Raw genomic sequence first — 13,191 nt, forward strand, 5'->3', positions numbered from 1 at the left:
GAGGGTGCGGATTTAACGTCGAAAGCCAAGCAAATGGTAAACATCTCTCATTCCCTCAGGCCGCCTGGCCCACGATCCCGCTCTCCAGAAAGGCGGAGGGCGAAACCAGTAGCCAAGGCAATTCCGCATGTTCCACGAGCGCGCGGGCATAGGGCTTCCAGACCGGGTCGAGCTGACCGCGCAGAGGCAGCGCCCCGCCGGGCGCCCGGCAGATGTCCGACACCTCATCGACCATCAGCGCATAGCTGTGCCCGCCGATGGCGGCGATGATGGCCAGTCCCCGTTTGTCGGCAGGCGTGGGCGCGCCATATATCAGCGCGGCAACGTCGATAACGGTCAGGACGCGGCTACGCAGGGCCGACAGTCCGGCGACATGGCCGCCAAGGCCGGGCACCGGCGAAATGTCGATCAGCCTGACCACGGCCTCCACTTCCTCCGCCGCGATCGCCACCCGCGTTCCCGCCAGGGTGGCGAAGAGATGAAGCTGTTTCATTATCCCGCTCCCGCGATAGCCGCCATCAGGGCGGGTTGATCGTAACGGTAGATGCTGGCGTCCTGCGGTCCCGAAGGCTGCTGGGCGGCGCGCAACTGGACGGCCCGGCATCCTAGAATGTCGGCGGCCTGCATGGCGTCGGAGGTGGTGCAAAGCACGATGTCCCGCGGATCGAGGGCCTCGCCATCGGGCAAGCCGATCAGGACGTCATGCCCCGCATGGCGAAGCAGCGGCGCTAATATCTCACGCGCCCAGCCATCCTGGGCATCCGCCAATACGCAACGGCCCGGACGGCTGTGCCCCAACGGCTCTTCCGGCAGCGACGCAAATAGGGCAAAGGGATTGACGACTTCCAGATGCTCGCCGTCAACCACGCTCACGCCGCTCAGATTGCCTTGCATGGTGATCATGTCGGGCACGATCGGCATCTGAACAATGTCGAGCACCGCCGCGACCGCATAATAAGCCTCCCGAACGCCATCGCGCAGCCGGAGGGCCGACACGGCCTCTCGCGCAAAACCATGTCGGCCGTTGATGACAGGGACAAGCCTGTCGCTCAGCCGCACGAAGGCATGATCGCCTGACTGACCGAAAAGATGGGTTTCCAGTTCCTCCACCCTTTCGATCAGAGACAGCTGAAGCAGGCGACGTTCCCCCGAAAGCTCCTCGAACCGCAGGGCCGCGATCATCTCTACATCATTCTTAGCGTCCGCCCTGTCCTCAGCCTTCGCTTCGATGGGATTTTCGGCGATTTCCGGCAGCGAAGCGTTCCGGGCAAGACCCGCGGCGTCCAGCAACAGCATGGGCTTCCCATTGTCGGGCAATGTCATCCCGGCATAAATGCCGCTCGCCATCACGATGGGGGATGCCGGACGGATAACCAGTTCCTCATGATTCTCAACCGCCGACACGCCCAGCGCGAAGGGCAAGCCGCTCGCCGAACGAACAACCATGATGGTGCGCGGCCCCGACTGGGCGGGAATGTCGAGGCCCAGCACGTCCTCCAGATCGATCATGGAATGGCGGACATTGCGGATCGTGACGATCTTGGCGCCGCCCACCGCGCCGATGCGGAGCATCTCATTATTGTCGTGGAGGATTTCGACGACCGCTGCGCGCGGAATCGCGAAATGAAGACCGCCCGCGCGCAGGACCAGGCCAGGAATGATCGTCAGGGTCAGCGGCAAGCGCAGGGTGATACGCAATCCTCGGCCCGGCTGATTGTCCAGCCCGATCGCGCCGCCGATACGTTCGATATTGGCCCGAACCACGTCCATGCCCACGCCGCGCCCGGATACGGCAGTCACCGCGCGAGCGGTCGAAAGACCGGGCTGGAAAATGAGATCGATCCTTTCCGCCTCACTCATGCGAGCAGCGGCTTGCGGCGTCAGGCAACCGGCGGCAATGGCCTTCTCGACAAGGCGCGCAGTGTCAATGCCTGCACCGTCATCGCTGATTTCAATGACGATCTGATTGCCGGACTGGCGCGCTTCCAGCCGAAGCTGGCCGGTTTCCGGTTTGCCCAACGCCCGGCGGCGCTCGGGTGTTTCTATCCCATGGTCGATGCTGTTGCGGACGATATGGATGAGCGGATCGACCGCCATCTCGACCATTTCGCGATCCATCTCCACATCCCCGCCTTCCAGGGTGAGTGCGATCTGTTTGCCCAGTTCCCGGCCAAGGTCGCGGACAGTGCGAGGAATGGCCGCAAATAGCCGGTCGATCCGTTGCATCCGCGTGCGGGAAATCGCGTCGCGCATATCGGCGACGCAGCTGGACAGGCGTTCGAATGCGCCTTCCAGCGCCGGGTCGCCGGCCCTGTCGCGCAACTGGCGGGCCAGTTCGTTGCGGGCCAGCACCATGTCCGACACACCATTCATCAACTGGTCGATCAAGGCCAATGGCAAGCGGATGGTGCGGGGCGCGGCCTGGGCTGACCTCTGCCGGTGGGCTGTGGCGGGCGCATCAGGTTGACCGGGCACGTCAAGCGGGACGCATTCGACCTCCTGCATGGCAAGGGCCGCGACGAGATGTTCGTCATCCTCCTGCGCGAGCGGCGCGCCAACCGCAACGGCGTGCGTAAGTTGGGCAATGCGGTCCATGATGCTCAGGACGGCGTTGACTGTCGCGGCATCCGGGCAGCGTTCCCCGGAGCGGATGTCCGACAACACATCCTCGGCCGCGTGGCTGAGGCGCTCGAAACGCGGCAGATGCAGAAAGCCGCAGCTGCCCTTCACTGTATGGAAGAATCGAAAAATGGCGTCCAGCCGTTCACGATCGGATGGGTCCGCCTCCCACGCGACGACCTCTCCCGCAAGAGCCTCCAGGGATTCTTGCGTTTCCGATATGAATTCCTGAAGGAGTTCGTCCATTCTCACGCCCCATATATGCGTGCGTTACCATGGCGATGCGTGGTTAAGAGGGTCTTAAGAGCCATGAAAAAGGGCGCCGCGTTTTTGACGCGACGCCCCCGATACGGCTATCACCGCGAAAGGAAGAACTACTTCTTTTCGCTTTTTTCGACCGCGTCGGCCGCTGCATCACCTGCTTCGCGGGTGGCTGCAGCCTTGTTCTCCAGAGCATCGGCGGCATTTTCCGCTGCGTTTTCGGCGGTGCCGGAAAGATTATCCGCCATCGACTCCATATTCGCTGCCTGGTTGTCGAGTGCGTCCGCCTGATTCTCGTAAGCGTTCTCGACCTTGTTTTCCTGCTTGGAATCGCAAGCTGCAAGCGCGACCATGCTGGCAAGGCCAAGGACTGTAACGATGGTTTTCACGGCGTGTTCTCCTGTTGCGCCCCCTTGGGCTGACGTCATTCGGCACGGGAGGAGACTGACGCCAAGCCGTCCCCAACCCTGACCGCGTTCAACAGGCCGGGCGGCGGATGGTTCCCCTTCCGCACTCGGTTCATCGCATTCCTGGTCTATTTTCTAAGGGAATCCCGGATTTCGCGCAGCAGTTGAACCTCTTCCGACGGTCCCGCGGCTGCTTCTTCCGGCTTGGTCAGCACGCGGTTGACGACTTTCATCAGCAGGAAAATGATGAAGGCCAAAATCAGGAAATTGACGAAAACGGTCAGAAATTCGCCCCAGCCGAACATGGCGACGCCCGCCGCCTTCAGGTCGGCATAGCTTTCCGGATTGCCCTTAAAGCCAGCGGGAAGATCCCCCAGCCGGATGAAATAGCCGGAAAAATCCGCGCCGCCGAAAATATAGCCGACCACCGGCATGATAAGGTCGTCCGTCAGCGATTTGGTGATGGTCGCGAACGCGCCGCCGATGATGACGCCGATCGCCAGATCCATCACATTGCCGCGATTGATGAACGCCTTGAACTCGGAAATAAGACCCATGATGAAACCCTTGTTCTCCCTTCGATAAACCAAACATGCGCCGTTGCACGCGATCCGACAACAGCCTATTTCAACAGGCGAAACATGAGCAGAGGATGTTCGATGCACCACTTCTCCCGCCTCAAAGCCTTTTTCCTGCCCATCGTCGGCGCGCTTGCGCTATCGGCCTGCGGGATCAACAGCGTGCCCGCCGCCGAGGAAGTCGCAAAGGCCAAATGGGCCGATGTGCAGGCGCAATATCAGCGCCGGTCCAATCTGGTCGGCAATCTGGTCGCCACGGTGAAGGCCGCGGGCAAACAGGAACAGGATACACTGGTCAAGGTGACGGAGGCCCGCGCCAAGGCGACCTCCGTTCAGGTCAATGCCGACGATCTGTCCGACCCCGCCAAGGTCGCCCAGTTCCAGCAGGCGCAAGCGCAACTGAGCCAGGGCCTCGGCCGCTTGCTCGCTTCGGTGGAGGCTTATCCCGACCTCAAGACCAACCAGAATTTCCTCGACCTGCAATCGCAGCTTGAAGGGACGGAAAACCGCATCGCCGTTTCCATCCGCGATTATAACGAAGCCGTGCGCGCCTATAATACGCGCATCCGCACCTTTCCCGACGCGATCGGCGCGAAGATCATCCATGGCGCCAAGCCCATGACGCCGTTCCAGGCGACCACGCCCGGCGCGGAAGAAGCGCCCAAGGTCGATTTCGGCAACTGACAGGCCGATGCTGCGCCGTCTTCTCCTGATCCTGATGCTGCTGGCGTTCGCGCCGGCGACACAGGCGCAGACCTTCCCCAAGCTGACCGGGCGAGTAGTGGACGACGCAGGGCTGTTGCCCCCGGCGCAGGAACAGGCGCTCGATCAGCGGCTCGCCGCGCTGGAGCAGCAGAGCGGGCGGCAGGTCGTGGTCGCGACCATCCCCGACCTGCAAGGCTATGACATTTCCGACTATGGCTATCGGCTGGGCCGGGAATGGGGGATCGGCGACAAGGAAAAGAATGACGGTGCGCTGCTGATCGTCGCCCCCAATGAACGCCGAGTGCGAATAGAGGTCGGCTATGGGCTGGAGGGCATAATGACCGATGCCCTGTCATCCCAGATTATCCGCAACGCCATCACGCCGCGGTTCAAGGCAGGCGACATGGCGGGCGGGATCGCGGCGGGCGCGGAGGAGATCGGCACGCTGCTGGCTCTGCCTCCACAAGAGGCAAAGGCGCGCGCGCAGGCCGCCGCCGCACAGGAACGGCAAGGCGGTGGAGGCGGCGGCACGGTGATGGTGATTTTCTGGGTCATCGTGCTCGGCTTCATCTTCGTCGCCATGATTGCCGGCCGGGGGCGCGGCGGGCGCCGCTATCGGGGCGGCGCGGGACCAGTCATTCTGTGGGGACCATCCGATTCCGGCTGGCATGACAGCGGCTCCGGCTGGGGCAGCGGAGGTGGCTGGGGCGGCGGCGGAGGCGGATTTTCCGGCGGAGGCGGCAGCTTTGGCGGCGGCGGCGCATCGGGGGGATGGTGATGCCCCTTCACCTCGGCGAGGCCGACCATGATCGCGTCACCGCAGCCGTGGCGGCGGCGGAGAAGGAAACCGACGGCGAAATCGTCACCATCGTCGCGCGCCGCTCCGACGCCTATCATGATGCGGGGCTGCACTGGGCCATCGGTGCGACCTTCCTCGGCCTCTCGCTGGCGGCCGCCTTTCCCGCCCATTTGCGCGCGCTCGGTTCACGACTGCTGGGGAGTTGGGATCATGAACTGCCCGACTGGCAGATGCTGACGGTGCTGCTGGCCCTCCTCATCCTGATATTCCTGATTGTCCGCTATGCACTGGCGTGGATGCCCTTGCGGATGGCCCTGACGCCCGCGGCGACCAAGACGCGCCGCGTCCACCGGCGGGCCATGGCGCTTTTCCGCGCCGTGGCTCAGGGCCGGACGCGGGGAAGGACGGGTGTGCTCATCTATCTTTCGCTGGACGAACATCGCGCGGAAATCGTCGCCGACAGCGCCATCAATGAGAAGGTGGAGGCCGACATATGGGGCTGCGCCATGGCCGCGTTGATCGATGCGGTGCGCGACGGACGGCCCGGAGAGGGCATGGCGGCGGCAGTGGAGCAGGTCGGCGCGGTCCTTGCCGCCCATTTCCCGAAGAGTCAGGACAATCCCAATGAATTGCCCGACAGGCTGATCGAATTATGAGCGAACAGGATATGGCGACGGCCGAAGAGGTGATGTGGGCCGGACGCTTCATCACTGCCAAGAAGCGGGGGCGATGGGAATATGTCAGCCGCGCCCGCAACATCCGCGCCGCCGTGATCCTTGCAATCGACGAGGATATAGATGGCCGCCATGTGGTTCTGGTCGACCAGTTCCGCGTGCCGCTGGGCAGGCGATGCATCGAATTGCCCGCCGGACTGGTCGGCGACGAATCTGCGGACGAGGACGCCGCCGACGCCGCCGCCCGCGAACTGGAGGAAGAAACCGGCTATCGCGCGGGACGGATGGAACCGCTGGGGGAATTTTACAGTTCGCCCGGCATGGTGTCGGAAAGCTTCACCCTGTTCCACGCCCACGACCTGCACAAGACGGGCGATGGCGGGGGCGTGGACGGGGAAGATATCCATGTCCACCGCGTGCCCCTCGCCGGACTGGCCGCGCAGGTCGATGCATGGCGCGCGGAAGGCTATGCGATGGACGTGAAACTGTTGCTGCTATTGGGCGCGGGGATGGTCGCCTAAACACTACCGCGATGCACATCCGACAGCCAATCACCCCGAAACACGATACCAGTCGGCCACACGGTCCAGCGCCAGCGTCAGGACGAGCTTGCCTGCGCGGCTGGGCCAACCCAGGGCGCGTTCCGCCGCGGTAATGCCTTCTCCCGCGCAGGCGACCCGCCACAATATGTCGGACAGCCCCGGCCCCGCCGCGCGGATCGCGCCGTCGAACCGTTCCCGCGCCGAAAGCTGGGCAAGGGACGGATCGGGCCGTTCCCGCCTCCCGCCCGCACGCGGCGCTGCGTCCCAGCGCATGGTCACGCGCGGTCCCAGCCCCGCTTTCTCCCAATCGGCGCGCAACATGTCCCCCGCGAGATAATGCCGCTCCTTCAAATGGCCCCGCGCATGAAGCCAGCCAAGCGGCGATTCGCCCAGATGCACCATGACCCGCTGCGGGCGGCCTGCGGGATCTTCTATCGTCTGTTCTACATGAAGCGCGGCCATGTCTGTCCTCCTTTGCCGATGGGCAAGGAACGCTTGCCATGACGGATAGAATGTAGGAAAGAGAAAAACCAAATAGGTGAATATGGGAACCAGATGATTACGCGTATCCGTGCCGTCCGCAGGGCAAAGGGCCTGACGCTGGAGCAAGTGGGGGCTCTTTGCGATCCGCCGACAACAGCGCAGACCATCGGGCGGCTGGAAACCGGCACCCGCACCGTTTCCGTGAAATGGCTGAACCGGATCGCCAGGGCGCTGGACGTGAGCAGCGCCGAACTGGTCGCTCTGCCGGGGCAAAGCGTGGCCCCGGTCGCCGCGCTGCTCGGGCCGGAGGGCGCGCGCGCGCCCACCCGCTCCATGGCGCTCCCTCCGCCACTGGCGACGGAAGGGCTGGTCGGCGTCCATGTGAGCGCCAGCATCGGTGACTATCGCAGCGGCGACGCGATCTGGTGCCGCCGGATCGCGCCGGACGCTTTTGCCAGCGCGCTCAATCGCGACATCCTGTTGCCGCGCCCAGCGGGCCGTTTTCTTTTCGGGCGGCTGATCGGGCGCGAGGGCGACCGGCTGCACCTTCTCCCGCTCGGCGCCAATGCCCGGCAACTGGTGCTCACCGACCCGCCCTGGGGCGCGGTAGCGGTGCAACTTGTCCGACAGCTATAGGCAAGCGCGCATTTTCTCCCTAACCATCCCGTAACCATGGGCGTGCTAGGAAGAAGGTCATGACGCTGAACATCCTCATGCTGTCCACCCTTTTCCCGGACATGAGCCGGCCCAATTTCGGCGTTTTCGTCGAACGGCAGGCACGCGAACTGGCGAGCCGGGCGGAAGCCCATGTCACGGTCATCGCGCCCATCGGGATGCCACCATGGCCGCTGTCCAACGCCGCGCGCTATGCGCCGCTGCGCGCCCTGCCGCGCAAGGAACGGTGGAAGGACATGACCGTCTATCGCCCCACCTTTCCCATCATCCCGAAATTCGGCGGGCGGACGAACGTCTACAGCATGACCCGCGCCATATTGCCGCTCGTCAGGCGGCTGCATGAAGAAAAGCCCTTCGACGTCATCGACGCCAGCTTCTTCTTTCCCGACGGGCCGGTGGCGCAAAGACTGTCGCGGGCGCTGGGCATCCCCTATTCGGTCAAGGCGCGCGGGGCGGACATCCATTATTGGGGCGCCCGTTCCGGCACGCGCAAAATGGTGAAGCGCGCGGCGGATCGTGCGGCCGGACTGCTGGCCGTATCGGCCGCCATGAAGCGGTCGATGGCGAGAATGGGGATCGAGGACGACAAGATCCGGGTGCATTATACCGGCGTCGATCTCGACCGCTTCGAACTGGCCGATCGTGACGCGGCCAAGACGGCGTTGGGATTTGAGGGGCCGGTCGCCCTGTGCGTTGGCGCGCTGATCCCGCGCAAGGGGCAGGAATTGCTGGTGCGCGCCCTGCCCCATCTGCCCGATGTCACATTACTGATGGCAGGGCAGGGGCAATATCGGCGCACATTGGAGAAACTGGCCGAGGAGCTGGGCGTGGACCGGCGGATCGGCTATCTTGGCTCAGTCCCGCATGATCGCCTGCCCCGTATCTATGCCGCCGCCGATGTGATGGCGCTGGTTTCGGCCTCCGAGGGCCTGGCCAATGCATGGGTCGAGGCATTGGCCTGCGGCACGCCCATCGTCATCAGCGATGTCGGCGGCGCGCGGGAACTGGTGGACCGGCCCGAAGCCGGACGCATCGTGGAGCGTGACCCCGAAGCGATCGCGGCGGGGATACAGGCGTTGCTCGACAATCCCCCCGATCGCGAAACTGTGCGCGAAACCGCATTGCGCTTCACCTGGGGCACCAATGGCGATGTTTTGCTGGAGCATTTGCAGGCCGTCGCGCATGGCGAGACGCCCCCCGCCTGACGGGCTTGCCTGCGCGTGGCGGGCGGAGCAAAAGAAGCCATGACCCGGAAACTTCTCTTCGCCGCCGCGTGGATGGCATGGCTGTTCGCTGCGCTCCTTCCCTCGGCCATGGCGGCGTCACCGAACAGAGGCCCGCTGGTTCTGGCGGCCGCCAGCCTTCAGGAATCCATGAACGCCGCCGCCGATGCATGGGCGGCCCAGGGACATGCGCGGCCCGTCCTGTCTTTCGCCGGATCTTCGGTGCTGGCACGGCAGATCAAGGCCGGAGCGCCCGCCGACCTGTTCGTGTCGGCTGACGAGGACTGGATGGACGATGTCGAACGGGCAGGTTTCCTGTGGCAAGGAACGCGCGCCGATCTGGCGGGCAACCGGCTGGTGCTGGTCGCGCCCGCCGGTCAGCCGGTCCGACTCCGGATCGGGCGCGGCATGGCGATAGCCCGAGCCTTGGGCGATTCGCGACTGGCGATGGCTAATCCCGACAGCGTGCCGGCCGGCAAATATGGCAAGGCCGCGCTGACGGCGCTCGGCGTCTGGCCCAGCGTTTCGGCGAAGGTCGCGCGCGCCGACAATGTGCGCGGCGCCCTGGCGCTGGTCGAAAGGGGCGCGGCGCGGCTGGGCATTGTCTACGAAACCGACGCCCGCGCCTCGAAACAGGTGCGCGTCGTCGGGACTTTTCCCGCGGGCAGCCATGCGCCGATCCGCTACCCGCTGGCGCGCCTGAAAGCCAGCACGCACAAGGATGCGGAAGGGTTTCGCCGTTTCCTGCTGTCGGGCACAGGACGGGCGATCTTTGCCCGCCATGGCTTCACGGCTCCCTGAATCGCCTTATTTCTGGCAGGCGATGATCGTATCGATCACCGCCAGCGTTTCCTGCGGATCGCGCACCCGGATCGTGTCGAGGCCCAGTGCCTTGGCCGGATAATCATTGCCGCCAGGGAAGATCGCATCGCCGATGAACAGCATCGCATCCAGCTTTATGCCGCTCGCATCGCGCAGCTTCTTGAGGCCATAGCCCTTGTCCACTCCTTCGCGCGTGATGTCGATGGAGGTGGCCCCGCCCATATTGATGGAAAGGCCCGGCAACCGCCGGCGCAGGTCCGCCTGGATGATCTTGCGCTTGGCAAAATCGGGGTCCCACCCTTCCTTGGCGTGGATCGGGGCCTGCTGGCCCAGCGCGGAAAAGGTGATCTGGCTGCCGCGATCCTCAATCCGTTCGCCCCATGTCTGTTCGGGCACGAAACCCGTGGCTTCCAGCGCGGCATCGAAAGCCGTCAGGATTGCCTGTTTCTGGGCATCGTCGAACAGTTCGGCATAGACCGGCGACCATTGACCGTTGCGATGCGTGTAGAGTTTGGTGCCCGTGGTCGGCATCAGCCACAGGCGCGACAGATCGGCATGGGCCGGAAGGCGGCTTGCGACCTGCTTGTCGAATTGCGGCCAGTCGCCCCCCGAAATCACCGCGACATGGGCCACGGCCAGCAATCCGGCCAGCGCCTGCCCCATCGCCTCTTCCAACGGCTGCTTGCTTTCGGCCAAGGTGCCGTCAAGGTCGAACGCAATCAATTGCTTCATTTCAGGGAGGCTCCGATAAAGGCCGTGAAGAAAATTGCCTTTTTGCTTATGACAGGCCGCAATGCCGATAGGGCGGCGACACGCTGTCGGCAATCCTTTCGCCTATTTCCTTAAAGGTTTTCGCGGTTCGTGACAGATTGGAACATCAGTCCTGAAGAGTGGACGGTCATCGGCCTGTCGCTGAAGGTCAGCTTGGCGGCGGTGATAGCTATGCTGCCCATTTCCTTCGCCTTTGCTTGGATATTGGCGCGGTGGCGTTTTCCGGGCAAATTGCTGCTGGACACAGCCGTGCACCTGCCGCTGGTCGTCCCTCCGGTGGTCACGGGGTGGATGCTGCTGCTTCTTTTCGGGGCCAATGGTCCGATAGGGCGCTGGCTGCTCGACTGGTTCGGCGTGACTTTGCTGTTCCGCTGGACGGGCGCCGCGCTGGCGGCGGGGATCATGGCCCTGCCGCTGATGACGCGCGCCATGCGCCTGTCCATCGAAGCCGTCGACCGCAGGCTTGAGGACGCTGCCCGGACATTGGGCGCCGGACGATTCAGGGTGTTCCGCACCATTGCCCTGCCCCTTTCCCTGCCCGGCATATTGGCAGGGGCGGTGCTGGGTTTCGCCCGCGCGATCGGTGAATTCGGTGCAACCATCACCTTCGTATCCGACATACCCGGCGAAACGCGGACGCTGCCCATCGCCATTTATTCCGCGCTGCAAATGCCGGGCGCGGAAGCCGCCGTCAGCCGCCTTGCGATCATATCGGTCCTTCTGTCGCTGGGCGCATTGCTCATTTCCGAACTGCTGGCCCGCAAGACCGGGAGGGGTGTCCACAGCCATGTCCTTTGACATCGACGTGACCGTCCAGCATGGCAGGCGACGGATCGCGCTGAGCCACCGGGCACAGGCGCGGATCGTGGCGCTGATCGGCCCGTCGGGCATCGGCAAGACGAGCATCCTCAACATGGTAGCGGGATTGTTGAAGCCCGATCAGGGACGCATCATCGTCGCGGGGGAAACGCTTTTCGACAGCGAGCGTCGCCTCAACCGGCCGTCGGCGCAGCGGCGGCTTGGCTATGTCTTTCAGGATCGCCGCCTCTTTCCGCATCTCCGGGTGCGCGATAATCTGCTCTATGGACACAGACCTCCTTCCTCGCTCTCGCTGGACGAGCTTGCCCCTTTTCTGGGGATTGCACATCTTCTGGACCGCTGGCCCGGCACGCTGTCGGGCGGTGAAGCGCAACGCGTGGCGATGGGCCGCGCGCTCATGTCCGATCCGCGCGCGCTGTTGATGGACGAGCCGCTTTCATCCGTGGACCCGCGCCGCAAGGCGGAGATACTCGACATGATCCGCCATATTCCTGACATCAGCCAGGTGCCGATCCTTTATGTCACGCACGACCTTGACGAAGCGCATCGCCTGGAAGCGGAAATCGTCATGATCGAGTGACGACCTATCCGCTTGACCAAGCCATGCGAAAGATAACCGAGCGCCCTTGCCGCCCCATTCCCGGGATCGCGCCATGGAAAAATCGGTGGACATGCCCAGAGGGCCGCTTTAGCATTACAGTTGCATTTTTGACCTGATGTGCGCGCGGCGTGCGGCAGCTTGATGCGCTCGTCTCCAGCATGACCAAGCGATGATGTATGCTGGCTGGATATGACTCTGGGCCAGCTTGTTGGCGATCCGGCGGACTTCCTGGATCGGCCAGCGGATCAGATCCTGATGGTCGGCATCTTCAGTCTTTTTGGGGGCCTCGCGTAGTTTGCGCGATACCGGATCACCGCCATCATGGCGAAGGCGAGCATCACGAGCGAGACGTGGCGATGCCAGCCATGCCATGATCGCGTGTCGTGGTGATCAAGGCCGAGTTCGTTCTTGGCGGTTTCGAAGCTGTCTTCGATTGCTCAGCGATGACCTTCGACGGAAACAAGCGCCTGGATGCCTGTCCCGGCGAGGCACCAGGTTGTGAAGAAAGCGAGATCGCCGTCGCTGATATTGCGGCGGATCAGAAGGCCACAGGTCCAAAGTCCAGATTTCGTCTCATCATATTCATCAGTTTCTAGATCGGCGAGTCCGCAGTAAGCCCAGTCATAAAACCGCGCGCCCTTGGTTCCCTCGCCAGCAGACAGACGCTGCCATGCATCGGGCGCAAGATCACGAGCAATCTCTCCGCTTTACCCGCGACCACGGGCTTGCCTACCTATGAGCCGAAGTAATGATCGGATTTGACCCCGAGAACATAGCCTTTACGGGCTCGGCGTAGCGCATCTTCGATGTCGCCAACGCCGTATACCGCATCAGCCGCCACCCAGGAAAAAGGCACATCCGCTGCCAGCGCGCGCGCTATCATGTCGACAACCAAAGCCGGCTTGGTGGCGGACGCGATGGTCTCAGGAACGCGTGTGGCAGCCAGCCTGGCTGGATCGCCAGTCCAACTCTTAGACAAATAGAGCGCGCGATCGATAAAGGCATGGCCCTGTGCCAATACATAGACGGCGAACACCCCAATCTGACAGTTCGTGATCTTGCCGCTGAGCCGGTATATTGGCGCGCGACACCGCAGGATGCCTTGTCCTGCTTAGTGCCTGATCCGAAATTAAAGTGATTGGTATCAGCTGGTTAGACTGACGGCATGGCCTGTCGTTGATTCATGGGTTTTGCGAAAACTACCAAAGATCA

The 13,191-nt window shown here is 63.5% G+C and carries 15 protein-coding genes and 1 pseudogene; 9 read left to right on the forward strand and 7 right to left on the reverse strand.

The window, feature by feature from the left end:
* Positions 1-55 precede the first annotated feature (55 nt).
* The 4 genes from ATN00_RS19390 to mscL form a co-directional block, all read right to left on the reverse strand.
* Positions 56-493 (reverse strand): chemotaxis protein CheW, encoded by a 438-nt coding sequence (locus ATN00_RS19390; RefSeq protein WP_062067961.1) that lies wholly within the window; start codon positions 491-493, stop codon positions 56-58.
* The gene (locus ATN00_RS19395; RefSeq protein ID WP_062067967.1) at positions 493-2,865 is read right to left on the reverse strand and encodes a chemotaxis protein CheA; all 2,373 of its coding nucleotides are present in this window, start codon (positions 2,863-2,865) and stop codon (positions 493-495) included. The genes ATN00_RS19390 and ATN00_RS19395 overlap by 1 nt, the downstream gene beginning before the upstream one ends.
* Before the next feature lie 128 nt (positions 2,866-2,993).
* Positions 2,994-3,269: a hypothetical protein gene (locus tag ATN00_RS19400; protein ID WP_062067969.1), complete on the reverse strand. Its 276-nt coding sequence runs from the start codon at positions 3,267-3,269 to the stop codon at positions 2,994-2,996.
* A gap of 146 nt (positions 3,270-3,415) precedes the next feature.
* Positions 3,416-3,844: a large conductance mechanosensitive channel protein MscL gene (gene mscL / locus ATN00_RS19405; RefSeq protein ID WP_062067971.1), complete on the reverse strand. Its 429-nt coding sequence runs from the start codon at positions 3,842-3,844 to the stop codon at positions 3,416-3,418.
* A 102-nt stretch (positions 3,845-3,946) separates the two neighbouring features.
* Here mscL and ATN00_RS19410 point away from each other — a divergent pair, with 102 nt between their 5' ends.
* The 4 genes from ATN00_RS19410 to ATN00_RS19425 are packed head-to-tail and all read left to right on the forward strand — an operon-like array spanning position 3,947 to position 6,564.
* Complete coding sequence (locus ATN00_RS19410) at positions 3,947-4,549, forward strand: LemA family protein (RefSeq protein ID WP_062067973.1); 603 nt, start codon at positions 3,947-3,949, stop codon at positions 4,547-4,549.
* 7 nt (positions 4,550-4,556) lie between these two features.
* A complete protein-coding gene (locus tag ATN00_RS19415) occupies positions 4,557-5,348 on the forward strand; it encodes a TPM domain-containing protein (RefSeq protein WP_062067975.1) in 792 nt (263 codons plus the stop codon).
* Complete coding sequence (locus tag ATN00_RS19420; protein WP_062069023.1) at positions 5,348-6,025, forward strand: TPM domain-containing protein; 678 nt, start codon at positions 5,348-5,350, stop codon at positions 6,023-6,025. The genes ATN00_RS19415 and ATN00_RS19420 overlap by 1 nt, the downstream gene beginning before the upstream one ends.
* Positions 6,022-6,564 carry an NUDIX hydrolase gene (locus ATN00_RS19425; RefSeq protein WP_062067977.1) on the forward strand — a complete coding sequence of 181 codons (543 nt, stop codon included), beginning with the start codon at positions 6,022-6,024 and terminating at the stop codon, positions 6,562-6,564. Before ATN00_RS19420 ends, ATN00_RS19425 begins: the two co-directional genes overlap by 4 nt.
* 30 nt (positions 6,565-6,594) lie before the next feature.
* Here the strand turns inward: ATN00_RS19425 and ATN00_RS19430 are convergent, their stop codons facing one another.
* Positions 6,595-7,047, reverse strand: coding sequence for a DUF6456 domain-containing protein (locus ATN00_RS19430; protein ID WP_062067979.1), 453 nt, complete (start codon positions 7,045-7,047; stop codon positions 6,595-6,597).
* 93 nt (positions 7,048-7,140) lie between these two features.
* Here ATN00_RS19430 and ATN00_RS19435 point away from each other — a divergent pair, with 93 nt between their 5' ends.
* From ATN00_RS19435 to modA, 3 genes are read left to right on the forward strand one after another with little or no spacing between them, the layout of a single operon-like run.
* Positions 7,141-7,704 carry a helix-turn-helix domain-containing protein gene (locus tag ATN00_RS19435; RefSeq protein WP_062067981.1) on the forward strand — a complete coding sequence of 188 codons (564 nt, stop codon included), beginning with the start codon at positions 7,141-7,143 and terminating at the stop codon, positions 7,702-7,704.
* 59 nt (positions 7,705-7,763) lie between these two features.
* Positions 7,764-8,948: a glycosyltransferase gene (locus ATN00_RS19440; protein WP_062067983.1), complete on the forward strand. Its 1,185-nt coding sequence runs from the start codon at positions 7,764-7,766 to the stop codon at positions 8,946-8,948.
* Positions 8,949-8,987: 39 nt separating this feature from the next.
* Positions 8,988-9,767, forward strand: coding sequence for a molybdate ABC transporter substrate-binding protein (gene modA / locus ATN00_RS19445; protein ID WP_062067985.1), 780 nt, complete (start codon positions 8,988-8,990; stop codon positions 9,765-9,767).
* Between the two features lie 6 nt (positions 9,768-9,773).
* Here modA and ATN00_RS19450 read toward each other — a convergent pair whose 3' ends face one another.
* Positions 9,774-10,520, reverse strand: coding sequence for an HAD-IIB family hydrolase (locus tag ATN00_RS19450; protein ID WP_062067987.1), 747 nt, complete (start codon positions 10,518-10,520; stop codon positions 9,774-9,776).
* Between the two features lie 129 nt (positions 10,521-10,649).
* Between ATN00_RS19450 and modB the strand changes: the two genes are divergently transcribed.
* Together modB and ATN00_RS19460 are read left to right on the forward strand one after the other, a co-directional pair.
* The gene (modB, locus tag ATN00_RS19455; protein ID WP_062067989.1) at positions 10,650-11,357 is read left to right on the forward strand and encodes a molybdate ABC transporter permease subunit; all 708 of its coding nucleotides are present in this window, start codon (positions 10,650-10,652) and stop codon (positions 11,355-11,357) included.
* Positions 11,347-11,958 (forward strand): ATP-binding cassette domain-containing protein, encoded by a 612-nt coding sequence (locus ATN00_RS19460; RefSeq protein WP_062067991.1) that lies wholly within the window; start codon positions 11,347-11,349, stop codon positions 11,956-11,958. Before modB ends, ATN00_RS19460 begins: the two co-directional genes overlap by 11 nt.
* 266 nt (positions 11,959-12,224) lie before the next feature.
* Here ATN00_RS19460 and ATN00_RS19465 read toward each other — a convergent pair.
* Positions 12,225-13,092: pseudogene (locus tag ATN00_RS19465) on the reverse strand (IS701 family transposase); the annotation flags it as partial.
* Positions 13,093-13,191: the final 99 nt, after the last annotated feature.

The organism is Sphingobium baderi, assembly GCF_001456115.1.
Lineage (GTDB): Bacteria > Pseudomonadota > Alphaproteobacteria > Sphingomonadales > Sphingomonadaceae > Sphingobium > Sphingobium baderi_A.